Origin of the sequence: Ectothiorhodospira sp. 9100 (assembly GCF_022227565.1) — a bacterium.
Taxonomy (GTDB): domain Bacteria; phylum Pseudomonadota; class Gammaproteobacteria; order Ectothiorhodospirales; family Ectothiorhodospiraceae; genus Ectothiorhodospira; species Ectothiorhodospira marina.
In genome coordinates, this window is record NZ_JAJNAN010000024.1 from 17,555 (window position 1) to 39,337 (window position 21,783).

The 21,783-nt window shown below is 62.9% G+C and carries 21 protein-coding genes; 9 read left to right on the top strand and 12 right to left on the bottom strand.

Annotation, left to right across the window (positions count from 1 at the left end; translation table 11 throughout):
• Window positions 1-2: 2 nt before the first annotated feature.
• From LPW29_RS09020 to LPW29_RS09030, 4 genes are all read right to left on the bottom strand, one after another.
• Window positions 3-215, bottom strand: coding sequence for a hypothetical protein (locus tag LPW29_RS09020; RefSeq protein WP_238627731.1), 213 nt, complete (start codon window positions 213-215; stop codon window positions 3-5).
• Window positions 216-522: 307 nt separating this feature from the next.
• Complete coding sequence (locus tag LPW29_RS15755; RefSeq protein WP_443112352.1) at window positions 523-645, bottom strand: FitA-like ribbon-helix-helix domain-containing protein; 123 nt, start codon at window positions 643-645, stop codon at window positions 523-525.
• A gap of 6 nt (window positions 646-651) precedes the next feature.
• Window positions 652-1,377, bottom strand: coding sequence for a DUF4197 domain-containing protein (locus LPW29_RS09025; protein ID WP_238627732.1), 726 nt, complete (start codon window positions 1,375-1,377; stop codon window positions 652-654).
• A gap of 181 nt (window positions 1,378-1,558) precedes the next feature.
• Entirely contained in the window at window positions 1,559-3,124 is a 1,566-nt protein-coding gene (locus LPW29_RS09030; protein ID WP_238627733.1) for an FAD-binding domain-containing protein, read from the bottom strand.
• A 254-nt stretch (window positions 3,125-3,378) separates the two neighbouring features.
• Here LPW29_RS09030 and LPW29_RS09035 point away from each other — a divergent pair, with 254 nt between their 5' ends.
• Window positions 3,379-4,629 (top strand): FAD-binding domain-containing protein, encoded by a 1,251-nt coding sequence (locus LPW29_RS09035; RefSeq protein WP_238627734.1) that lies wholly within the window; start codon window positions 3,379-3,381, stop codon window positions 4,627-4,629.
• Window positions 4,630-4,789: 160 nt separating this feature from the next.
• On the opposite strand, the gene LPW29_RS09040 is transcribed toward LPW29_RS09035, so the two are convergent.
• From LPW29_RS09040 to vapB, 3 genes are all read right to left on the bottom strand, one after another.
• Window positions 4,790-5,434 (bottom strand): class I SAM-dependent DNA methyltransferase, encoded by a 645-nt coding sequence (locus LPW29_RS09040; RefSeq protein ID WP_238627735.1) that lies wholly within the window; start codon window positions 5,432-5,434, stop codon window positions 4,790-4,792.
• 251 nt (window positions 5,435-5,685) lie between these two features.
• Window positions 5,686-6,099: a type II toxin-antitoxin system VapC family toxin gene (locus LPW29_RS09045; RefSeq protein ID WP_238627736.1), complete on the bottom strand. Its 414-nt coding sequence runs from the start codon at window positions 6,097-6,099 to the stop codon at window positions 5,686-5,688.
• A complete protein-coding gene (gene vapB / locus LPW29_RS09050) occupies window positions 6,096-6,326 on the bottom strand; it encodes a type II toxin-antitoxin system VapB family antitoxin (protein WP_238627737.1) in 231 nt (76 codons plus the stop codon). The genes LPW29_RS09045 and vapB overlap by 4 nt, the downstream gene beginning before the upstream one ends.
• Before the next feature lie 379 nt (window positions 6,327-6,705).
• Between vapB and tcuA the strand changes: the two genes are divergently transcribed.
• Window positions 6,706-8,082 carry an FAD-dependent tricarballylate dehydrogenase TcuA gene (gene tcuA, locus LPW29_RS09055; RefSeq protein ID WP_238627738.1) on the top strand — a complete coding sequence of 459 codons (1,377 nt, stop codon included), beginning with the start codon at window positions 6,706-6,708 and terminating at the stop codon, window positions 8,080-8,082.
• Window positions 8,083-8,115: 33 nt separating this feature from the next.
• Here the strand turns inward: tcuA and LPW29_RS09060 are convergent, their stop codons facing one another.
• Together LPW29_RS09060 and LPW29_RS09065 are read right to left on the bottom strand one after the other, a co-directional pair.
• Window positions 8,116-8,754 (bottom strand): class I SAM-dependent methyltransferase, encoded by a 639-nt coding sequence (locus tag LPW29_RS09060; RefSeq protein WP_238627750.1) that lies wholly within the window; start codon window positions 8,752-8,754, stop codon window positions 8,116-8,118.
• 117 nt (window positions 8,755-8,871) lie between these two features.
• Window positions 8,872-9,792, bottom strand: coding sequence for a DMT family transporter (locus LPW29_RS09065; protein WP_238627739.1), 921 nt, complete (start codon window positions 9,790-9,792; stop codon window positions 8,872-8,874).
• A gap of 177 nt (window positions 9,793-9,969) precedes the next feature.
• On the opposite strand from LPW29_RS09065, the gene LPW29_RS09070 reads away from it, so the two are divergent.
• The 4 genes from LPW29_RS09070 to LPW29_RS09085 all read left to right on the top strand — a co-directional run bounded on the left by LPW29_RS09070 (window position 9,970) and on the right by LPW29_RS09085 (window position 14,120).
• Entirely contained in the window at window positions 9,970-10,683 is a 714-nt protein-coding gene (locus LPW29_RS09070) for a superoxide dismutase (protein ID WP_370642781.1), read from the top strand.
• Between the two features lie 8 nt (window positions 10,684-10,691).
• A complete protein-coding gene (tcuB, locus tag LPW29_RS09075) occupies window positions 10,692-11,834 on the top strand; it encodes a tricarballylate utilization 4Fe-4S protein TcuB (RefSeq protein ID WP_238627740.1) in 1,143 nt (380 codons plus the stop codon).
• A 196-nt stretch (window positions 11,835-12,030) separates the two neighbouring features.
• Window positions 12,031-12,702 carry a RadC family protein gene (radC, locus tag LPW29_RS09080; protein ID WP_090254916.1) on the top strand — a complete coding sequence of 224 codons (672 nt, stop codon included), beginning with the start codon at window positions 12,031-12,033 and terminating at the stop codon, window positions 12,700-12,702.
• Window positions 12,699-14,120 (top strand): carotenoid oxygenase family protein, encoded by a 1,422-nt coding sequence (locus LPW29_RS09085; protein ID WP_238627741.1) that lies wholly within the window; start codon window positions 12,699-12,701, stop codon window positions 14,118-14,120. Before radC ends, LPW29_RS09085 begins: the two co-directional genes overlap by 4 nt.
• On the opposite strand, the gene LPW29_RS09090 is transcribed toward LPW29_RS09085, so the two are convergent.
• Window positions 14,111-15,529, bottom strand: a complete 1,419-nt coding sequence (locus tag LPW29_RS09090; RefSeq protein WP_238627742.1) for a phospholipase D-like domain-containing protein — start codon at window positions 15,527-15,529, stop codon at window positions 14,111-14,113. The genes LPW29_RS09085 and LPW29_RS09090 overlap by 10 nt on opposite strands.
• Before the next feature lie 190 nt (window positions 15,530-15,719).
• Here LPW29_RS09090 and LPW29_RS09095 point away from each other — a divergent pair, with 190 nt between their 5' ends.
• Complete coding sequence (locus tag LPW29_RS09095; RefSeq protein ID WP_238627743.1) at window positions 15,720-17,543, top strand: ABC transporter transmembrane domain-containing protein; 1,824 nt, start codon at window positions 15,720-15,722, stop codon at window positions 17,541-17,543.
• 60 nt (window positions 17,544-17,603) lie between these two features.
• Here the strand turns inward: LPW29_RS09095 and LPW29_RS09100 are convergent, their stop codons facing one another.
• Window positions 17,604-18,494 carry a universal stress protein gene (locus LPW29_RS09100; RefSeq protein ID WP_238627744.1) on the bottom strand — a complete coding sequence of 297 codons (891 nt, stop codon included), beginning with the start codon at window positions 18,492-18,494 and terminating at the stop codon, window positions 17,604-17,606.
• A gap of 251 nt (window positions 18,495-18,745) precedes the next feature.
• Here LPW29_RS09100 and LPW29_RS09105 point away from each other — a divergent pair, with 251 nt between their 5' ends.
• Together LPW29_RS09105 and LPW29_RS09110 are read left to right on the top strand one after the other, a co-directional pair.
• Window positions 18,746-19,894, top strand: coding sequence for an MFS transporter (locus LPW29_RS09105; RefSeq protein ID WP_238627745.1), 1,149 nt, complete (start codon window positions 18,746-18,748; stop codon window positions 19,892-19,894).
• A 102-nt stretch (window positions 19,895-19,996) separates the two neighbouring features.
• Window positions 19,997-21,226, top strand: coding sequence for a bifunctional alpha/beta hydrolase/OsmC family protein (locus LPW29_RS09110; RefSeq protein ID WP_238627746.1), 1,230 nt, complete (start codon window positions 19,997-19,999; stop codon window positions 21,224-21,226).
• An 87-nt stretch (window positions 21,227-21,313) separates the two neighbouring features.
• Here LPW29_RS09110 and infA read toward each other — a convergent pair whose 3' ends face one another.
• Window positions 21,314-21,538, bottom strand: a complete 225-nt coding sequence (infA, locus tag LPW29_RS09115) for a translation initiation factor IF-1 (protein WP_025280272.1) — start codon at window positions 21,536-21,538, stop codon at window positions 21,314-21,316.
• Window positions 21,539-21,783: the final 245 nt, after the last annotated feature.

A 21,783-nucleotide genomic window follows, 5' to 3' on the forward strand; every position in this document is an offset into this window, starting at 1 on the left:
TATTATTCTTTGGAGTTTTTCTGTAAGAAAGCGTGTATGCTTTTCTTTTCTCTTATGGCGGTTTTTTCGCTTTTGTTGTAATAAACAATAACAGTCGAATTCCCTATTACTTTGGCGTTTTGATTTTTCTTGGCTCGTTCAGCTGCTTTTCTAGCTCTTTTTTTTATAGAGTTTATGCTGAACTCGTTGTTTTCTCTTTCAAGAGGCACTTCCACAATGTCGTCTCCGGTGAGTAGTTTTACTCTATCTATTTTCTTTCTATAATAGCTTTTGTGTTTTGATGAAATGCTCAACCTTGGGCCTATCATTTAGGGCTTAATCGGTACCGATGGACCCTCGCTACAAGTCTTAGCACAAGTAAAACACTTTGTAAGCCCCCGGCTGGAATTTCCGGGTTTCACTCAGGCTGTGAGCTCCAGTAGCCGCTCGATCAGGACCGTGGCACCTACGATCCGACGAAAGGTGCCCGATGGCCAGTGTCGCCCGCCGACTACATAGCAGGGCCCCTGCGGTGGCGGGTCATCATCCGGCATCTACCCCGCCGAGTGCTGCGAACCGGCGGTGCTCAGCAGAGCGGATGCGCAGGCGACGCTTCAAGCCGTCGTCAAGATTGCGAATCTTGATGCTGACCATAGATTCCTCCATCGCGGCTTACCGCCCGAACAGCTGTCTGAGCATCTGACCGCCCTGCCCCACCGGGTCCTCCCGGATCATGCCCTCGCGTTCCGCCATGAGTTCAAACAGGCCCTCCACGGTTTTATCATTCACGTAAGCGTCCAGGTCGAAATCCCGCAGCCTGCTCATCCCCGGGAGGCGGTTGCCGACGCGGTCGATGAGACGGGAGAGCGCCTCGGTGGCGCCAGTCTCTTCCAGGGCGCGCCGGGTCTCGGGGAGCAGGGCCTGAGTGACCCGCTCTCCCTGTCGATCCTGCAGATGGCGAGTGGCTCCATCGGAGGACCCCAGGATGGGTTGCACATCCTCGAAGCGCACATCCCGGATGGCCTCGGCCAGGATGGGGCGCGCGGCCGGCGCGGCCCGCTCCGCGGCTTCATTGATGGCCGCTTCCAGGTCGTCGAGTTGCTGCGACAGGCCCAGGCGACTCAGCAGGCTCTGTGCGTCCTGCAGCACCCCGGGCAAGGGGATCTTGATGCCAGGATTGTCCAGGAACCCGCCACTTTGCGAAGCTGCGGATACGGCGTGATCACTGCTGCTGCCGAGCAACTCCCTCAGGCCCTCCACCTGCCCCGATGCGGGCATTTCGGCGTCACCTCCCGGCAAGGCTCCGCGAAGGCGATCAGCCCAGTCGGCCTGAGCACCCATCGGCAGGGTCAAGGCCATCACCAGGGCAGCAATCAAGCCAGTGGAATGGATGTTCATCGTATATTTCCTCCTCATTGTGGTGCCTCTTCAGTGCTGCCACGGTGCCAGATCAAAGGGTGCCGCGCACCGGGTCAGGTGCTTCATGCCCCCCCGCACAGTCATGCCCTCGCTGACAGGGGCATATTAACCCGGGCGGGGCAAGACCAGGTCGCATCGGAAAGCGGTGTCCGGACCTCTTTCAGTGGTCCGTGTCGGGGAAGAGATCGAGCTGCCTGGAACTGGGCGGGCTGCGGGTGGTGGTGCGTGGAGAGGGACGGCGACGACTGCCGTGGCGCTGCTGGATGCCGGCACTCTCCTGACGCGATGCCGCCTTGCCACGCACCCCTTTGAAGCGTGCGCGGGCCTCTCGCGCCGCCTGTTCATAATCCACGACGGGCACCGGATAGTCGTGGCCGATGCGACAGCCCGACTCACGCTGCTGGAAAGCTGGCATCCGCCATGGCTGGTGGATCCAGCCACCCGACACCCGCGCCAGTTCCGGCACCCATTTGCGAATGAAACGACCCTCCGGGTCCTGGTCCACCGACTGCTTCACCGGATTATAGATGCGCAGAGCGTTGATGCCCGTGGTGCCGGATTGCATCTGCATCTGGCTGTAGTGAATGCCAGGCTCGTAGTCGGTGAAGACCCGTGCCAGGTGCAGTGACGGCTCCCGCCAGTGCAACCAGAGATGATAGGAGGCGAAGGCCACCACCATCGCGCGCATGCGGAAATTCACCCAGCCATGGTCGCGCAGTGCACGCATGCAGGCGTCCACCAGAGGATAACCCGTCAGGCCCTGCTGCCAGAGCCGCATGCGCTCCACGTCGAACGCGTCCTCGCGCAGACCGTCACAGACACGGTGCAGATTGGCGAACTCGATGGAGGGCTGGTCCTCCAGCTTCTGCATGAAGTGGCAGTGCCAATGCAGCCGTTCCTCGAACTGACGCAGGGAGCGCTGCCAGGCCGTGCGTTGGCGATCCCCGGCGGGCATCTCACCCACCTGGGCCTTGCGCTCACGGGTGGCCTGCAATACCCGACGCAGCGAGAGCGTGCCGTAGGCCAGGTGCGGGCTCAGCCGGGAACTGGCTGTCCAGGCCTTTTCCGGGCTGCTGATGCCGCCGGCATACCGCTGGCCGCGCGCCTCAAGGAAGTCCCGCAGGACAGTATGACCGGCATCCAGCCCGGGCGTCTGAAGCGATATGGGAGGATCCGCCGCCACACCCGCCGGGCAATCCGGCAAGGTCTCGATGCCACCCGCCACCCCATGGCAGGGCGTGAGCGATTGGAGGAGCGCGGCGGCTGGCTGGCCCATCAACTGTTCCCATTGTGCCGCCCAACCATCGCGGCTACGGAGCGGGCGGACCACGCCATGCTGACGATACTCATGCCAGGGGATGCCTCGATCCCGCAGTCGGCGAGCGACTGCCCGATCCCGATTGAAGGTCCAGCCGTTACCGGTCTCCTGGTGGCTATGGACCGCGGCAATCGGAAGTTCCTCGCACAACCGGTCAAGTACCACCTCGGCCTCGCCCTCACGTACGATCAGCGGTTGCCCAAGCTCGCGCAAGGCCCAGTCAAGATCCCGCAGGCTGCCATGGATGAAATCCCAGTGCCGGCGACTGGTATCCGGCTCATCCCAATACCCGGGCTCCACGATATACAGTGGCAACACGGGCCCGTTCCGTGCCGCCTGGCAGAGCGGGGCATGATCGTCGACGCGAAGATCACGTTTGAACCAGACCAGGTGTATCGGGGCGAACATCGTGGATCTCCTTGCACGTATCGCCGCTGATCGCGGGTGATGGGCCTGCGGCAGTGCACGAGTTGTGTGGCAACATCATGCATGGATGATCATGCAGCGTACTACGGCATCGTCCGATAGACCGCCTCCAGGGGAGTTTGTGCCGCCGAGGCTCGCCACCTCCCGGATTCGCTGTTGCGCTGAACCAGCCCTGGTGCGAGGCTAATGGATTGCTTCCCCGCCCCCGGTGCCCCACGCAATGCCCGCACACACCCATGGCTGACCATCACGAAACCCTGCGCGACAGCGACCTCTTCCCTGCGAACCATGCCACCGCTCTCCAACGCCTTCAGGCGTTTGTGCCAGGCGCGGGACGACGCTATGCAGCGGAGCGCAATCGGGATGCCGGGCCGGGGCGGCGGGACAATGTCTCGATGCTCTCGCCATATATCCGGCATCGGGTTCTGAGTGAACGGCAGGTGGTCCAGGCCGTGCTGAACCAGCATACGCCGGAGGCGGCCGAGAAGTTCATCCAGGAGGTGTTCTGGCGCACCTACTGGAAGGGCTGGCTGCAGATGCGTCCGCAGGTCTGGCGGGCGTTCCTGCGGGAACTCGCGGCGGATCGGGCGCGCCTGGAACAGGATACGGGACTGCGGTCGGCGGTCACCGCGGCCCAGGAAGGTCGTAGCGGTGTGAAGGGCTTCGATGACTGGGCTTGCGAACTGGTCCAGACCGGATACCTGCACAACCATGCGCGCATGTGGTTCGCCTCCATCTGGATCTTCACGCTCAAATTGCCCTGGACGCTCGGGGCCGATTTCTTTCTGCGCCATCTGCGCGATGCCGATCCGGCGTCCAACACCCTGGGGTGGCGATGGGTCGCCGGCATCCAGACGCCGGGCAAGACCTACCTGGCCCGTGCCGACAACATCGCCCGTTATACCGACAATCGCTTCCGGCCCGACAACCTGGCCACCGAGACCCACCCGATCCGGGAGGAATCCCCCCCACCGCCCACGCCTCTGCCAGCACCGCGAACACTGCCCTCTGGGCAGCGGGTGCTGCTATTGCTCCATGGCGACGATCTGGGCGGTCATGAGGCATTACCCGCTGGAATCGATGTGGGCGGGATCGCCGTCGCCCGGCAGGGTCATCCCGATGACCCGTGGCCCTTCGGGGTGGCGACCGCCCACTGGTTCGCGGCGCTGGCAGAGGATGCCGCGCAGCGGGCTAGCAACGCCCTACAACAACCGGCAAGCGTATTGCCCCACCTGGATGCCCATAACCTGCGCGAGGCCTGCGACCGGGCCAACGTTCGGGTAATCGCCACCCCGGAGGCGCCTGTGGGGCCGATGGCCGATGCGCTCGAGCGTGTGGCTGCGGCGTTGGTGGTCGATGGAATCCAGCTCATCCCATTACGCCGCGAATGGGATCACCTGGCCTGGCCGCATGCCACCCACGGTTTCTTCCGCTTTAAGCGTGAGATCCCTGATCTCTTGGCCCGCAATGCCCTCACACACCCATGACGTCCTCGTGATTGGCGGTGGCCTGGCGGCTGTTGCCCCAACACTCTTAAGAGGGGTCGATTGCGCCCGGCAGCCAAATCCAGACGAATCTGTGTAGGGGCCAGGGCGGCAGGATGTGAGTTGCCTGAACGCGTTCCGGTTCAGTGTTCGACATGGCGACTCATGACTCGGGCACCCGGTAAGTGCAGAGCTTGCAGGTATTGCCTTCCTCCAGCTGGTACGGAGTGTCGTGAAAACTCAACAATTCCCATGCACCCCGCATTTCCAGTTCCAGCATGGCAGCCCGGTAACCGTATTCCTCGTAGGCACCTTCGCGCACCGTGAAGACGATCACGCCACCCGGCCGGGTCACCCGGATCAACTCGGCAAAGGCTTCCCCGGTCACGTGGCCATAGGTGAAGGTCCCCGTGCACACCACCGCGTCGTAGGTGGTGTTGGCGATGGGCAGCGGCTGTTTCATGTCCGCCTGCATCAGGGAACGATAAATGCCCTTGCTCTGTGCCTGATCGAGCATGTCCTGGGAATAGTCCAGGGCGTCCAGGGTCCGGTAACCAAGCTTTGCCAACTCCTGGCCAACAAGGCCTGTGCCACTGCCAGCATCCAGGATCAACGCGTCATGCCGGCCACCCAAGGCCTGGTCAATCGCCCTGGCACTGCTGATGTGGGCAATGTACCCAAAGCGATCCACCAGATCGCTGTCGTAATCGCTCGCCCAGGCCTTGTAGGCCTCCATCAATTGCTCGTGGTCCTGTGCGGTGTAAACGTTATTGAGGATCTCGGTCTTGGTGATGGTCTTTTCGGTCATGGGTCTGCTGGGTTGGGGAGGGACGGCTGCCAAGTGGCCCCAGGAACGACCTGAAGGCATCTGGCTTTGGGTATGCCTCACATGATAACAGCGCCTTGTCTCTCGGCCACCACCACCTCGCACCTGATCCTGACTCATACCAGGCGTATCGGGGCAGACATGCGCGCATGTGGTTTGCCTCCATCTGGATCTTCACGCTCGGATTGCCCTGGACGCTTGGGGCCGAGTTAATTCCAGTCAGCACCCTTGCCTCAATCGCACCAGTCTTCGTGAACCAGGCCCGGAACACGACCAAATTCGCGCAGGTTGTTAGTGACCAGCGTGCAGGCAGACGAAATCGCGTGCCCTGCTATCGCCGTATCGTTCGGCCCGATGGGCGTACCTGACTTGCTCAGTTCGCGCATCACTTCCACTGTGGCGTCCACTGCCCGCTGATCCCAGGCCAGCACAGCATCGAGTCGCTTCACAAATTCATCCACCAGCATCCTGTGCCTGGCTGATGCCTTCCTGCCGATCTGCCCGTAACGCATCTCTGCGTAAGTCACGGCAGATACAACGATCCGGTTCCCCGCCTCAACTTCATCGGCCAACCGCTGGATCACCGAGGCCGGGTGCTCTCGCATGATGAACGAGCAGATACAGGTATCGAGCATGTAGGTCGTCACAGATGGAACCTGCCCTCATCGCCAACGACAGTGGGCCGATCTTTCAGGAAGTCGCCGTCAGCCTTTGGCAGATCAGGCAGAGACGACCAGGAAGGCCGGGCGGGGCGAAGCGTGATCACATCACCCTCCTTCGTGATTTCCAGCTCGCCAATGCCATCATAGGCCATGTCGGCGGGCAGGCGAACTGCCTGATTCTTGCCGTTCTTGAAAATGGACACGGTACGCATTTGTAGCACCTCACAGCATATGCTGAACATATGCCATATATAGTCGCCGAACCAGACATGTGCAAGACACAGGCTGACCAACCGAGCATGCCCGGCACCGACACGTTCTCGTTCAGGAACGTCCGGGGTTCCTGAACGACCGAGAGATGACCGAGTGCGAGGCCGGCGCCGGCGGGCCCTCGCCCCCAGCCCCCATATGATGTACAACACGTCCATTAACCTTCCACGGATATCGATCACGCCCCCCTTAAACGTGAAAGAAAAAAGACTCAGCGATGGACACTCCCTTCTCCCCCGAGGGGAGAGGGGGCTCGTAACGTATCTTTCATCATCTGGGGTGCCTCACCACCTTGATGCATGAGAGTTAACGACCTCCACAATGCCCTCACACACCCATGACGTCCTCGTGATTGGCGGTGGCCTGGCGGCCCTGTGCGCAGCCATCTCTGCGCGTGAGCACGGGGCCACGGTGCAACTGGTGGACCGTGCGCCAGCCTATCAGCGGGGCGGCAACTCCCGCCACTCGCGCAATCTGCGCATTGCCCACAATGAACCCTCGCCCCTTTTTCCCGGTCGCTATACCGTGGAAAAGTTCGTCGAGGACCTGCGCCAGACGAGCCAGGGTCATTGCGATGAAGGCCTCACGCGCACCTTGGCCGAGGGCTCGCTGGAATTACCCGAATGGATGCAGGCCCAGGGGGTGCACTTCGAACTTCCGGCGCACGGCACTCTGCCCTGGTCGCGCAAGACGGCCTTTTTCCTGGGGGGGGGGCGCAACATGATCAATGCCCTGTTCGCCCGTGCCCAGACCCTGGGTGTGGATATCCTCCAGGATACGCGGGTGGACGATCTCGTCCTGGAAGACCGGGATCTGCATGAGATCCAGGCCCATCACCATGGTCGACCACTGACGCTACGCGCCCGCCGCATCATCATCTGCAGCGGCGGCTACCAGGCCGACCGGGAGGCCCTGGCCGCCGTCCGTGGCGATGCGGCCCGGGGCTTCATCATCCGTGGCAGTCCGCATGTACGGGGTGAGCTGCTGCTGTCACTGCTGCGCCAGGGGGCGGCCCCCAGCGGTCAGCCCGGGGCCTGCCATCTGGTGGCGGTGAATGCCCGGTCACCGGATGCGGACGGCGGCATCGTCACCCGGGTGGACGGCATGCCCTGGGGGCTGGTGGTGGATACCGATGGACATCGCTTTCGGGACGAGGGCGAGATCATCTCCCCCAGGCGCTACTCGGCCTGGGGCCGCTGGGTGGCCGAGCGCCCCGATGCCCGGGCCCATCTCATCCTGGATGCGCCGGGTCATGCCCGGGCCCCCACATCCATTTATGCGCCGGTCGTGGCCGACACGCTGGAAGCCCTGGCCATGCAGCTGGGCGTACCGCCGCAAAACCTGGTGAACACCGTCGAACGCTATCATCAGGCGCTGGTTCCCGGTGGCGATGATCCCGAGACACACCACACCCAGGGACTGGAGCCCCCCAAGAGCCGCTGCGCCCTGCCCCTGACCCAGCCGCCCTACTTCGCCCACACCATGGCCCCCGGCGTGACCTTCACCGGCCATGGCCTGAGCGTGGACAACCAGGGACGCATCCGCCGAAGCCAGGGCCCCACCTGCCAGACGCTGCTGGCCGCTGGCATGGTCATGTCGCCGGCGATCCTGGGCACCGGCTATGTGGCTGGGGCCGCGCTGACCATCGGCGCCGTCTTCGGCCGCATCGCGGGGGGCACGGCGGCACGGTTGAGGTAGCCTGGCCGCATGCCACCCAAGGCTTCTTCCGCTTCAAGCATGAGATTCCCGAGCGGCCGGCTCGGAACGGGCTGTGGGCCGGGCGATGATGAGGCAGGAGGCCCGATGGCCGTGCCGGGACAGTACCGTGAACGTTTCAACCGCCAGTCCGGCGCCGCGGATCTGCGCCTCCAGGTCTTCCCGGTAGGTGACCCGTCCGAAATCGATGCTGGTCAGCCGCCGGAGCCACGGCTTGAAGGTTTCCATCCAGCGTGAGCGGCGTTCCTGGATGGTCTGGGTGAAGAAGATGCGCCCGCCGGGGTTCAGCAGGTCGCAGCAACGCCGCAGGACCTGTTCCGGGTGGGGCAGAAGCATGAAGCTGGCGGAAAAGTACACGGCGTCGTAGGGCCCGCCCCGATGTTCATGGACCGATTCGAGTCGCACCTGGACCCGATCCTCCACCGACGACCCCCGCAGCCGCTGCCGGGCACGATCCACATAGTCGGCATCAATGTCGATGCCCACCACGTGCAGCGCCTTGTCCCTCAACCGCCCGGCGTTGGCCATCAGTGCCCCCGCCGTGCCAATGCCCACATCCAGCAGCACCGCACCGTCGGGCATCCGCTCCAGCACCTCGGCATACCAGCGCGAGGTGAGTTTAAGGATCAACCTGTCGTAGATAACGCCTCGAATCATGAATCTCCACTTGTCGATACGGGTTTCGCGGAAAAGGGGACAGATTTATTTTTCCCTTGTTTTTCCCAAAACAAGGGAAAAATAAATCTGTCCCCTTTTCCGCTTTTCCTTTTCTTAATCCGCTCTTGAATGCACGCTCAGGGCGGTGACCGTTAACAGGATCAGTACCATGCCAAAAACCTGTAGAGCGCCCAGGGTTTCATTTAAAAGCACAACGCCGAATAGCGAGGCGGTGACCGGCTCCACCATCGCCACGATGGACGCCACAGCTGGCACAGTATGGTTAAGACCCACAATATAGAAAATGAAAGATAATCCAGCGCCAAGCACACCCAATACCACAAACAGTGGCCAACTGGGTGTTTGCAGCACTGCCGCGGTCTGCTCGGCATCGCCCAGCAAGAAAAGCAAGATGGCAAGCACCGTGAAGGCGATCACAAGAATCGCCTGTGGGCTGCCATGCGGTGCCGCGTATTTGAAGCCAAAGATGAATATTGCATAGGACAGCCCGGAGAGCAGTCCGGCGCCTGCGGCGATCAGGGTCACTTCACCCGCGCCTACTTTATAAACACCTGTAAGCAACACGATGCCCATCATGACCATCGCGATCGCTGCCCACTTGATCAGGGTGGGCCTTTCAAGCTTCAGTGCAAAGGACACAAGGTAGACAAAAACCGGTGCACAGTACATCAGGGTCGCCGCAACCGCGACACTGCCCTCGGCAATGCTGATGAAATAGAATGCGAAGTTGCCAGCCACACCCACACCAGCAATTGCCGACCAGACCCATAATCGGGGATTTGCCAATCCGCTGCCGCGCGGACGCACCGCCAGCCAGACCAGAACAAACAACAGCCCGATAGCACCCCGGTAGAAGGACACCACAATCGGATCCCAGTTCTGGTCCGTGAGAATCCCGCCGATCCCACCCGAGATGCCCCAGCATAGCGCCGCCAGTGCCACGAACGCCGTACTCAGGCCCGCGGTTCTGGAGGGTGAACTTAACCTCGTCGGGGGTGGCGAGCCCTCTACCATTGTGCAACTCCTCCATCAGAGGTTCGGATCTGATACGGGATCATAGATCCTGTTGATATGCAACATTGGCCTTGAGCCTTCAACCCGCCCGTCGCAGGAATGACCTTGAGAGAAGGGGCCATTCAAGCTAGCCTGAGCAGGCACGCTAGCCGCGTGCTGATGAAAGGGTGGATAACGATGATCAATATCAATCGACGCAGTTTTCTCGCACACTCGGTTGCCCTGGGTATCGCAGGTTTCTTGCCGACTGTGGCAAACGCCTCCCCGTCAATGGCTACAAAATCACCGACCACTCGCTCACCACTGGGTCTGCCACCCTTGCCTTACGATGAAGGGGCGTTGGCCCCGGTTATTTCCGCACGGACAATGAGCTATCACTACGGCAAGCATCATGCAGGCTACGTGGCCAACCTCGGCAAGCTTGTGGCCGGAACAAGCATGGCCGATCAATCACTTGAAGAGATCATCCTGACGACTGCAGGTCAGCCCGACAAGACGGCCATTTTCAACAATGCCGCCCAGGCCTGGAATCACACGTTCTACTGGAACAGCTTATCCCCAGCGGGTGGAGGAGAGCCGCCAACCGAACTTAAAGAGAGGATGGAGCAATCGTTCGGTTCCGTTGAGGCCTGCAAGGATGCGCTGGCAACCGCGGCGACCACGCAGTTCGGTAGCGGCTGGGCATGGCTGGTTGAAGACAACGGTCGCCTCGCTGTCACGAACACGGCCAATGCGGATACCCCGCTGACAGAGGGGATGAAACCGCTCTTGACCATCGATGTATGGGAACATGCCTACTACCTGGACAGTCGGAACCGCCGCGGAGACTACGTAAAGGCGGTTCTGGACAAGCTGGTGAACTGGGAGTTTGCCGCGGCCAATTTGGGATAGCAGCAGAGATGGAGTCGCTGACCCACTCCGACAAACACCCCGAACCAGAGACAGACGCCGAACCCCGCCGGGTGATGCAGCTGTGCAACGTGTGCGGTTTCTGCACCGGTCTGTGCGACGTCTTCCCCGCCTCGGAACGCCGGCCTGATCTCACTCGCGCCGATCTGGATTACCTGGCCAACCTCTGCCACAACTGCCGCGCCTGCTGGTATGCCTGCCAGTATGCGCCGCCCCATGCGTTCGCCATCAACGTGCCCGCCACCCTGGCCCGTCGCCGCACACAGAGCTACCAGCGTTACGCCTGGCCCCGCCCTCTGGCCGCACTGCTGGCCCGCAGTGGATTGGCCACCACGCTGGTCAGTCTGGGGGCCACGCTGCTCATCCCCCTGCTCACCCTGATGCTGGTCCCCTTCGACACCCTGTTCGCCACCCACCAGGCCGAGGGGGCGTTCTATCGGGTCATCCCCTGGGGGGTGATGAGTGCGGTGGCAACCCTTACCTTAGGCTTCTCCATGCTGGCGGTGATGGTGAGCGTGATGCGCTACTGGCGGGACATCAGCACCCAGGGGCCACCAACCATTCCGGTATGGCGCGCCCTGCCCGCGGCCGCCCGGGACCTGTTCACCCTGCGCAATCTGGGAGGCGGTGGTGGGGGCTGCAACGATCACGATCAGCGTTCCAGTCAGGCCCGGCGACGCTTCCATCACGCCCTGTTCTACGGCTTTATGCTCTGCCTGGCCGCCACCACCGTGGCCGCGGGCTATCACCACTTCCTCGAGTGGCAGGCCCCCTACCCCTTCTTCAGCCTGCCCAACCTGCTGGGTACCGTGGGCGGCCTTGGGATGATCGTGGGTGCGGCGGGCCTGGTGTGGGTGAAACGGGGGGCCGACCCCGAACCCACCGCCAGCGAGACCCTGCCTGCCGACTACGCCCTGCTGGCGCTGCTGTTTGCCACCGCCGCCACGGGCCTCGTCCTCATGGCCCTGCGGGAGACCCCGGCCATGGGCCTGCTGCTGGCCCTGCATCTGGGCACGGTGCTGGGGTTCTTCATGATGATCCCCTATAGCAAGTTCGTGCACGGGGCCTATCGCGCTGCCGCCCTGCTGCAGGCGGCCCGGGAACGCCCCCTTCATCGGAGCATTGTCCAGTGACGGGACTGGGTTTAACGTAAAGGAACCAGATGCAGCAACAGACACTCCCTTCTCCCCTCGGGGGAGAAGGGCCGGGGATGAGGGGGCGAGACAGGCACTGTGCCGGTCCTCGCCCCACCCCCTCTCCCCACTGGGGAGAGGGGCTTGGAGCGTGTCTTTCATCATCGAAAGAGACGACAGACAAGGAGGTTGAACCATGCGAATCACCGACTGGCCCGCCAGTGAGCGGCCCCGTGAAAAACTCCTGGCCCAGGGGCCCGAGGCCCTGTCCGATGCGGAATTGCTGGCCATCTTTTTGCGCACCGGCGTGACCGGGTTTACTGCCGTGGATCTGGCCCGGGATCTACTCAGTCGCTTTGGCGGACTCAGACCGCTGCTGCAGGCGGACATCAAGGACTTCTGCAGCGCCCGGGGCCTGGGCGAGGCCAAGTACGCCCAGCTACAGGCGGTGCTGGAGATGGGCCGCCGTCACCTGTCCGAGAGCCTCAAGCGGGGCGATGCCATCACCAGCCCGGAGCACACCCGTCGTTACCTGGCAGCAAGGCTCAGGGACTACCCCTTCGAGGTCTTTGCCTGCGTGTTCCTGGACAACCGTCACCGGGTGCTGGCCTTTGAGGAGCTGTTTCGTGGCACCATTGACGGGGCCAGCGTCCACCCTCGGGAGGTGGTGCGCCGGGCCCTGCATCACAATGCAGCGGCTCTGATTCTGGCCCACAATCATCCCTCGGGCATTGCCGAGCCCTCCCGCGCCGACCAGAGCATCACGGAGCGTCTGCGCGACGCTCTGGGGCTGGTGGATGTGCGCGTGCTGGATCACATCATCGTCGGCGATGAACTGGTATCGTTCGCGGAGCGAGGGCTGATATGACGGCAACGGTTGGCTATCACCTGGGCCTGACCTCTCAGGCACGGGAACTGGAACAGGAGTCCCTGCCATTGCGTGGGCAACTGCCCCACTGGCTTGAGGGGGTCCTGCTGCGCAATGGTCCGGGCCTGTTCGAGGTGGGCGGTTATCGCTGCCGACACTGGTTCGATGGCCTGGCCATGCTGCAGGCATTCACCCTGCGGGAGGGTCGCGTGGGGTTTCGTAACCGACACCTGGTCACCCGCACCCTGGAGCAGGCCCGGCGCAGCGGCCGCATCGAAGGCTCCGGGTTTGCCACCGACACCAACCGCCCCCTGCTCAAGCGCCTGCGGGGCATGTTCCGCCCCAACCTCACCGACAACGCCAATGTGAACATCGCCCACCTGGCGGGCCATGCCGTGTGCCTCACCGAAACGCCCGTCCCCGTGGCCTTCGATGCGCACACCCTGGAGACCCGGGGCGTGCTGCCTTTCACGGACAACACCACGCTGCACATGAGCACGGCCCATCCGATGACGGACGGCCACAGCGGCGATCTTTATGGCTTCGGGATACAGTTCGCGCTGACCAGCGAGTACCTGCTGTACCGCATCGCCGCGGGCAGTCGCCAGCGCCGCATCATTGCGCGCCTGCCGGTGAAGACGCCGGCCTACATGCACAGCTTTGCGGTGACCGAAAACCATCTGATCCTGAGCGAATTCCCTCTGGTGATCCGCCCCCTGGACATGCAACTCACGGGGCGGCCCTTCATCGAGAATTTCCGCTGGGAACCGGACCGGGGCACCCGGTTCCAGGTCTTTGACAAGCGCCGCGGCACGCACCTGGGCACCTGCGTGGGCGAGCCCTGCTTTGCCTTTCACCATATCAATGCCTTCGAGGATGAGGCCGGTCAACTCCAGGTGGACCTGGCTGCCTATCCCGACCACGATGTGATCCGCCGACTCTATCTGGAGCCGCTGCGCCGAGGCTGGCAGGAGCCGGCCTGCGGAGAGGCGTGGCGCTTCACGCTGGACAGACAGCGGGGCAAGGCCACTCGCAACCGGCTCGCAGCGCGCGGCCTGGAGCTGCCGCGTATTCACGCGAAGCGCTGCAGCGGGCGAGACTATCGCCATGTCTACGGCACGGGCAACCATGTACCCGGTGCGCTCACCGACGAACTGGTCAAGGTGGATGTGCGCCAGGGTACCCATCTGATCTGGAACGAGGCCGATTGCTACCCCGGTGAGCCGGTGTTCGTGCCTCGGCCGGGGGCCAGCGATGAGGACGATGGCGTGCTGCTGAGCGTGATCCTGGAGGCAGCCACCAGCACCAGCAGCCTGCTGGTACTGGATGCTCATACCCTTGAGGAGCAGGCCCGAGCCACCCTCCCCTTCCATCTGCCGTTTGGCTTTCACGGAGAGTTCCTGCCTGATCAAAGATAAGGCGTCAGCAGGCGTGCCGTGCCATCCCGCAGTCGAATGGGCAAGGAGCGTTGATCCGCCTCACGCAGGGTCAAAGGCCGTGCATCGGCCAGGCGCTGGTCCACCCAGGCGGCCAGTCGCCTGCCCAACCCGACGTCGTAACACTCCACGTCGAACTCGAAGTTCAATCGCAGACTGCGCGGATCCCAGTTAGCCGAGCCCACCAGCAGCCAGTGGCTGTCCACCAGCAGGAGCTTGGTGTGGTCAAAGGGGGGCGGCGTGAACCAAATATGGCATCCCCGCTCCAGCAACTGCCAATGCAGGGCCTGGGAAGCCCAGTGCACCAGCATCTGGTTGTTGCGGGAGGGGAGCAGGATATCCACACGCACCCCGCGCAATGCGGCGGCATTGAGCGCCGAGATGAGCACATCATCGGGCAGAAAATACGGCGTGATCACCGCCACGCGCTCCTGGGCTTCGGCCAGGGCCGTATGCATCAACTGGCGCAGCGGATCCCGGTGTTCATCGGGACCATCCACCACGCCTCGGACCAGGGCCTCGCCCGCAGGCTCCAGGGCAGGAAAGAAGGCCTCGCCGGCCAGGTGCTCACCACAGGCAAAATGCCAGTCTTCGTTGAAGATGGTCTGCATCTGCACCACTGCAGGGCCATGCAACTGGAACTGGATGTCCTGGATGGCATAGGGGTAAGGGGCACGACGTCGATGTCCCTCACGGATATTCATGCCGCCGGTGAACCCGACGGTGCCGTCCACGATCAAGAGTTTGCGATGGTTGCGCAGATTGAACGCCGCCAGGCTGCGCGGCAGATGCATGGGCAGGAACAACTGCGCCGGCACCCCGCGTGAACGCAGTTCCCGCACCACGCTGCGACGGCTGTAGCGAGCACCCACGCCATCAATGAGCACACGCACAGCCACCCCCCGGGAGGCCGCCGCCGCCAGGGCCTCGATAAATTCGAGGCCTACCCGATCATGATCGAAGATATAGGTGGAAAGGCAAACGCTGGCACCGGCCTCATGGATGGCACTGAGCATGGCGGGGTAGGCCTGTTCACCGTTGACCAGGGCCTGCAGGTGGTTGCCGGCCATCAGGTTGAAGGGGCTGAGGGCATCACCGGCCCTGGCCAGGCGTTGCCAGCGTTCGGGCACCAGCATGGCGCCGTTCATGGGAGCCGACTCACGGTGCAGCGCGTCAGGCCGAAGGGCGCGTGCCTGGCGCGCGATACGGTTCACGCCCAGTAACCAATAGAAGATGGAGCCCAGCAGTGGCAGCAGCATGATCAGCCCCACCCAGGCGATGACCGCTCGGGTGTCGCGTTTGTAGATCACCGCATGACCGGCGCTGTACACGGCAAAACCGAATACACCCAAGGCGGTGGCGCTGGCCGCGAGGGCCTGCCAATCGAACAATGATGGCTCCTTGGAGGAAGGATGACTATGAAACCATACCAAGTCGCGGGGACGTGACCAATGTGTGGGGCTGCAGGTGGAAGGCGCAGGTGGAACTTTCGCAGCCGAGGGCCGCTCCCACGGTGGCCCATGAAAGGCGCGGCTGCGTTAACATGAACCCGTTTCACGCCACTGCAGGAATCATCATCCCGTGTCTGAACATGCCTCTAACGAACTTTCCGACCGCCCCACCAGCCTGAATGTGCGGGTTCTGGGTCGGCTGCTGGACTTTGTGCGACCTCATCGATGGCGCGTACTGGCCGCCATCACGGCCCTGGTGATGGGCTCAGGTGCGGTACTGGCCTTTGGGGCCGTGCTGCGCCTGGTGATCGACCGGGGGCTCACCGCCGGCAATGCCGCTGCCCTCAACCTGGCGTTGATACTGTTGTTGACGGTTGTGCTGGTCATGGCCGTAGCGGTGGCCATCAGGCTGTACCTGGTCACCTGGATCGGCGAACGGGTGGTGGCGGACCTGCGGCGGGCCGTGTTCGCCAAGGTGCTGCGCCTGGACCCGGCCTTTTTCGAAATGACCCGAACCGGCGAGGTGATCTCCCGCCTGACCACCGACACCTCCCTGGTACAGGTGGTGGTGGGGTCCACACTGGCCATTGCCATGCGCAATGCCTTGCTGTTTGCCGGCGGCCTGGTGATGCTGTTCATTACCAGCCCGAAACTCACCCTGTGGGTGATGATGGGGGTGCCGCTGGTATTCATCCCCATCTGGATACTGGGGCGCCACGTACGTCAGCTATCGCGCCAGACGCAGGACCGGGTGGCCGATATCGGCGCCTATATTGATGAGACCCTATACGGCATCCGCACGGTACAGGCCTTCTGTCATGAGGCAGTGGATGCCGTACGTTACGGTCGACAGGTGGAGCGGGCCTTCGATGCCGCCATCCGCCGCACCCGGGTCAGCGCCCTGCTCAGCGCGGTGGTCATGCTGCTGGTCTTCACCGCCATCAGCCTGGTCCTGTGGGTGGGGGGGCACGATGTGCTGGCCGGGCGCATGACCAATGGCCAACTGGCGGCCTTTGTCTTTTACGCCGTGCTGGTGGCCGGCGCCGTGGGCGCGCTGAGCGAGGTCATTGGTGAGCTGCTGCGCGCGGCCGGCGCCGCCGAAAGACTCATGGAACTGCTGGACACCGAACCCACCATCAAGCCACCGCCCAACCCCAAGGCGCTGCCACAGCCACCCCGGGGCCAGGTGGTTCTGGATCAGGTGGTGTTCCGCTATCCCTCGAGGCCCGAACCCCCTGCCCTGGCAGGCATCACCCTCACCCTGGAGCCGGGCGAGAAGGTGGCCCTGGTGGGGCCCTCCGGCGCGGGAAAATCCACGGTGCTGCAATTGCTATTACGGTTTTATGACCCGGAATCGGGCCGAATCCTTTTTGACGGCGTGGATGTGCGCGAGGCGGCCCCCCCAGCCCTGCGTCAGCGCATGGCCCTGGTGCCACAGGATGCAGTGATCTTCGGCGCCAACGCCTGGGAAAACATTGCCTTTGGCATGGAGGAAGTTACCCAGGAACAGATCCGCGCCGCCGCTGACGCCGCCCATGCCAGTGAATTTCTGGATCAATTGCCGGAGGGGTTTGACAGCCATCTGGGCGAGCGTGGGGTACGCCTCTCCGGTGGTCAGCGTCAGCGCATCGCCATTGCCCGGGCCATTCTGCGCGACCCGGCCCTTTTGCTACTGGACGAGGCCACCAGCGCCCTGGATGCGGAAAGCGAACGCCTGGTGCAGGAGGCCCTGGAGCGGTTGATGGAGGGTCGCACCACCCTGATCATCGCCCATCGCCTGGCCACCGTGCGCAAGGCGGATCGAATCGTGGTCATGGATCAGGGGGAGATCGTGGCGGTGGGAACCCACGACGAATTGGTGGCAGCCGGGGGGCTGTATGCCCGGCTGGCGGCGCTGCAGTTCCGGGATGGGGCGGATGCAGCGGGGGAGATATTGAGGACAGGGACGGATTGAGGATTCGAACCTTGAGCCCCTCTCCCGCTGGCGGGAGAGGGGTTGGGGTGAGGGTGGACGTCAGGCCCTGACCAGCAGCACATCGGCATCCTTCACCTGATGCACCACCCGCCGGGCCACGCCCCCTAGCAAGGCATCCTGCAGTCGATTGCGGCCGTGGGTGCCCATAACCACCAGTTGCGCCTGCCATTCCAGCACCGCACGATCCAGCACATCCGGGGCATACCCCATGCGCAGGTGACTTTCCACCTGCTCTGGACTCACATCACAACTGACCAGAAAGGCGTCCAGTTCCTGTTGGCGCTCTGCGCTCACCTCGGATTTGATCCGGTCCACCTCACCACGATCCACCCGGTTACGCAGAACATTATCCAGGGCATCCAGGTTGTGGGCGTGCACGGCATGGATCTTCTGACCAGGCGCAAGTGATGCACCCAGCTCCAGGGCAGAACGGGTGCGCTTGGAGAAATCCACAGGCACCACCACCCGTTCGTATGGGCCATCAACCGGGCGCTTTACCACCAGAATGGGGCGATCCGTGTGGTGTACCAGGTTCTGTGTGGTGGTACCCAGCAGGACATCCTGCAGAGTGCGCTCCCCATGAGAACCCACGACCATGAGGTCAGCTCCGTAGGTGCGGGCCTCCGCCAGGATCTGCTTGTGACCCTGCCCCTGAATGCAGTGGTAATCAATATCGTCCTCATCCGAGGCCCCCAATGCTTGCATCCGGTCGCGCATGGCCATTTCGGTGGCTTCGGCCAGGTCAGCCATCATGTCACCGGGGCTGCCGCGCAGGCGCCGCATGATTTCATCATTGACCACCGGCGCATTCACCACGTTGATGACCCGCAGGTTGGCACCGTGGTCCCGAGCCAGTTGCAGGGCACGGCGCCCGGCGTCATCGGCACCCGGAGACAAATCGGTGGCGTAAAGGATCTTTTCGAGTTTCATTCATGATCTCCCGCACGGCGCACGCAGGAAGGGGCGCCGCACCGCGAATGGATGGATTGACTTGCTATGAGTGTCGCATAGCCACGAAGACATGCAAGCCACTTGCGTGAGGAGACCCGGGGACATCGACGCGAGCGTCAGATCAAGCCGAGTCAGTTCGGGTATCATGGTCGCTCGAATGACCGCTTGCTGGCCCTTCAACCCTTCCTGTCTCCCGCCCGGCAACCGGGCATCGCTTCGGGGAATTCGCATTGCCTGCCCGTCATCTTGCCATCGTGCTGTATTGCGCGATCCTGGTCTTTTCCACCCTGTATGCCCCGCAGCCACTGCTGCCGGTGCTTGCCGATGCCTTCGTGGTGAGCGAGGCCCGAGTATCGCTCCTGATCACCGTGGCACTGCTGCCCCTGGCAATCGCACCCATTGCCTATGGTTTCCTGCTACAACGCTTTTCGGCTCGACGCCTGCTGATCACGGCCACCTGGCTGCTGGCCGCCACCCAGGCCCTGGCCTTCTTCGTCACCAGTTTTGAGTGGCTGCTGGTGTTGCGCCTGACACAGGGGCTGATCATCCCGGCCATGCTCACCTCGCTGATGACTTACCTGGGTGCCAGCGCCCCGCCGGGCCAGGTGGCACGCGTCATGGCCCTGTACATCGCCGGCAGCGTCATGGGGGGTTTTTTAGGCCGTATGACCTCCGGGCTGATCTCCACCCACCTGGGCTGGCGCTGGTCATTCCTGTGCCTGGCCGGCGCCATTACCCTGTGTGCGCTGCTGCTGCAGCGACTGCGCAACGACCCGCCAGCCAATTTTCAGCGGCTGGAGCTGGGCGCCATCATGAAGGTCCTGCGCGAACCCACCTATCTGCGCCTTTACCTGGTGGTCTTCTGCGCCTTCGGAGCCTTTGCTTCCCTGCTGAACTTCCTGCCGTTCCGTCTGGTGGAACTGGGCACGGGCCTGAATGAGACGGGTATCGCCCTGATGTACGCCGGTTACCTCATGGGTGTGGTCACCTCCCTGTTCTCGCTGCGTCTGTCGGACTACATTGGTGGCACGGTGAACACCATGATCCTGGGCACGGTGGTATTCCTGGCCGCCCTGTTGTTCTTCACCGGCAGCGCGGTTTGGGTAATGTTCTTGGGCATGTTCGTGCTCTGTGCCGGCATGTTCCTGATCCACTCGCTGGCCCCCGGCGTACTCAATCGGGGAAATCATGAGCAGCGGGGGGTGGTCAATGGGTTGTACATTGCCTTTTACTACGCGGGAGGTGCCACCGGTTCGTTTCTGCCAGGGTACCTCTATCACGGGCTGGGCTGGCATGCCTACCTGGGATCACTGGCGGTGATCGTAGGGCTGGGGGGGTGGCTGCTATGGGGACTCAAGGGCGATTCGATACATGAGTGAGGACAACAACAAAAAGGAACGCCTGCGCGCTGCTGCGCCTTCCTATCCGGGCCTGTTGCCCGCCCAATGGCACCGCTGCCAACCTCACCGGAGATAACAACCATGACAGCACACAACCCCCGCATACGCTTTCCCGGCTCCCAGGGCACCGAACTCTCCGCCCGCCTGGATATGCCCGAGGGCCCTCCCCGGGCCTATGCCCTGTTCGCCCACTGCTTCAGTTGTACCAAGGACATCCTTGCAGCGGTGCGCCTGAGTTCCGCACTGCGGGCCCACGGCATCGCCCTGCTGCGATTCGATTTCACCGGGCTGGGCAACAGCCAGGGCGACTTTGCCAACACCAATTTCAGTTCCAATCTGGAAGACCTGCGCCGGGCGGCCGACTACCTGCGCCGGGAATACCAGGCGCCGCAATTGCTCATTGGTCACAGCCTGGGCGGAGCGGCCGTGCTGGCCATGGCGGAGGATGTGCCCGAGGTGCGCGCCGTGGCCACCATCAACGCCCCCAGCGACGTGGTCCACGTGACCCATCTATTCGGCGATGACAACCTGGAGACCATTCGGGAGCAAGGGGAATCCGAGGTCAATCTGGCGGGCCAGCGGTTCCGGATTCAGCGGCAGTTCCTGGAGGATCTGGACAACCACAAGGTGCTGGATCAGGTGGCAAAACTGCGTCGGCCCCTGATGATCTTTCATTCCCCTCAGGACAAGATCGTGTCCATCGATCACGCCGCACAGATCTACCGGGCTGCGAAGCACCCCAAGAGCTTCGTGTCCCTGGATAACGTGGACCACATGCTCTCCCGCCCCGCGGATTCCAACTACGTGGCGGCCCTGCTCAGTGCCTGGGCCGAGCGCTTTCTGGACCCACCGGAACGGGAGGAATCAGGGGATCACGAGCGCGGCGTGCTGGTGGCGGAAAACGGTGTGGGTCCCTACGCACAGACCGTCGAGATCGGCCCCCACCGGATCACAGCAGACGAACCCGAGTCCACGGGCGGAAAGGATCAGGGCCCGGCCCCCTATGAGTTCCTCATGGCGGGCCTGGGTGCCTGCACGAGCATGACGCTACGCATGTATGCGCAGCGCAAGGAACTGGCTTTGGAGCACGTCTCGGTGCGCCTGCGGCATCGCAAGGTGGAAGAGGAGAACGAGGACGGCGGCAGGCCTGCTCAGAGGGACCAGTTCGAGCGGGAAATCACCCTGGATGGGGATCTCACGGACGACCAGCGCAGGCGGCTGCTCCAGATTGCCGATCGCTGCCCGGTACACCGCACCCTGGAGTCCACTGTGCGGATCCAGACGCGGCTGGGGGATGAAGAGCTGGAATGAAGTCCTGGGTCCCCCCTGTGATGGGGGGAACTCAGCGCGGGCAAAGCGGCGGGGCGCGTCAGCGCTCGCGACCGCAGCGCCGATCAATCAATGCTTGTAACGGTAGCTGATGCGACCCTTGGTGAGGTCGTAGGGGGACATTTCCAGCTTGACCTTGTCGCCGCTGACCACGCGGATGCGGTAGCGACGCATCTTGCCGGAGGCGTAGGCCTGAACATGGACGCCATTGTCCAGTTCCACCTTGAAACGCTGATCGGGCATCACGTCAGTGACGGTGCCTTCCATTTCGATGAGATCTTCTTTATTGGACATGGTTGTACCTCGCACGCATGGGAATGGGGAATTGCAGTCCATTCCCGGGGCTTATGATGAAGTGAATCGGTGTGTCGACCAGACAGCCAGGGCCGAGACGTTATTCGGGCTGCTTCCGTTGATGCAGATTGGCGGGAACCCAGCCGGTGATCACCGGTGAGGCCGCAACCCCGGATCGTCAGTGCAGGATGGTACGCGGGCTGCCGGGCGTGGTCCCTTGATGGGATCGGATACGTTCGGCTAGT

What these genes read in the sequence shown, in the direction of transcription:
- LPW29_RS15755 (WP_443112352.1), bottom strand. Translation starts at nt 645, where the DNA reads ATGGAGGAATCTATGGTCAGCATCAAGATTCGCAATCTTGACGACGGC.
- LPW29_RS09025 (WP_238627732.1), bottom strand. Translation starts at nt 1,377, where the DNA reads ATGAACATCCATTCCACTGGCTTGATTGCTGCCCTGGTGATGGCCTTG.
- LPW29_RS09030 (WP_238627733.1), bottom strand. Translation starts at nt 3,124, where the DNA reads ATGTTCGCCCCGATACACCTGGTCTGGTTCAAACGTGATCTTCGCGTC.
- LPW29_RS09035 (WP_238627734.1), top strand. Translation starts at nt 3,379, where the DNA reads ATGGCTGACCATCACGAAACCCTGCGCGACAGCGACCTCTTCCCTGCG.
- LPW29_RS09040 (WP_238627735.1), bottom strand. Translation starts at nt 5,434, where the DNA reads ATGACCGAAAAGACCATCACCAAGACCGAGATCCTCAATAACGTTTAC.
- vapB (WP_238627737.1), bottom strand. Translation starts at nt 6,326, where the DNA reads ATGCGTACCGTGTCCATTTTCAAGAACGGCAAGAATCAGGCAGTTCGC.
- tcuA (WP_238627738.1), top strand. Translation starts at nt 6,706, where the DNA reads ATGCCCTCACACACCCATGACGTCCTCGTGATTGGCGGTGGCCTGGCG.
- LPW29_RS09065 (WP_238627739.1), bottom strand. Translation starts at nt 9,792, where the DNA reads ATGGTAGAGGGCTCGCCACCCCCGACGAGGTTAAGTTCACCCTCCAGA.
- LPW29_RS09070 (WP_370642781.1), top strand. Translation starts at nt 9,970, where the DNA reads ATGATCAATATCAATCGACGCAGTTTTCTCGCACACTCGGTTGCCCTG.
- tcuB (WP_238627740.1), top strand. Translation starts at nt 10,692, where the DNA reads ATGGAGTCGCTGACCCACTCCGACAAACACCCCGAACCAGAGACAGAC.
- radC (WP_090254916.1), top strand. Translation starts at nt 12,031, where the DNA reads ATGCGAATCACCGACTGGCCCGCCAGTGAGCGGCCCCGTGAAAAACTC.
- LPW29_RS09085 (WP_238627741.1), top strand. Translation starts at nt 12,699, where the DNA reads ATGACGGCAACGGTTGGCTATCACCTGGGCCTGACCTCTCAGGCACGG.
- LPW29_RS09100 (WP_238627744.1), bottom strand. Translation starts at nt 18,494, where the DNA reads ATGAAACTCGAAAAGATCCTTTACGCCACCGATTTGTCTCCGGGTGCC.
- LPW29_RS09110 (WP_238627746.1), top strand. Translation starts at nt 19,997, where the DNA reads ATGACAGCACACAACCCCCGCATACGCTTTCCCGGCTCCCAGGGCACC.
- infA (WP_025280272.1), bottom strand. Translation starts at nt 21,538, where the DNA reads ATGTCCAATAAAGAAGATCTCATCGAAATGGAAGGCACCGTCACTGAC.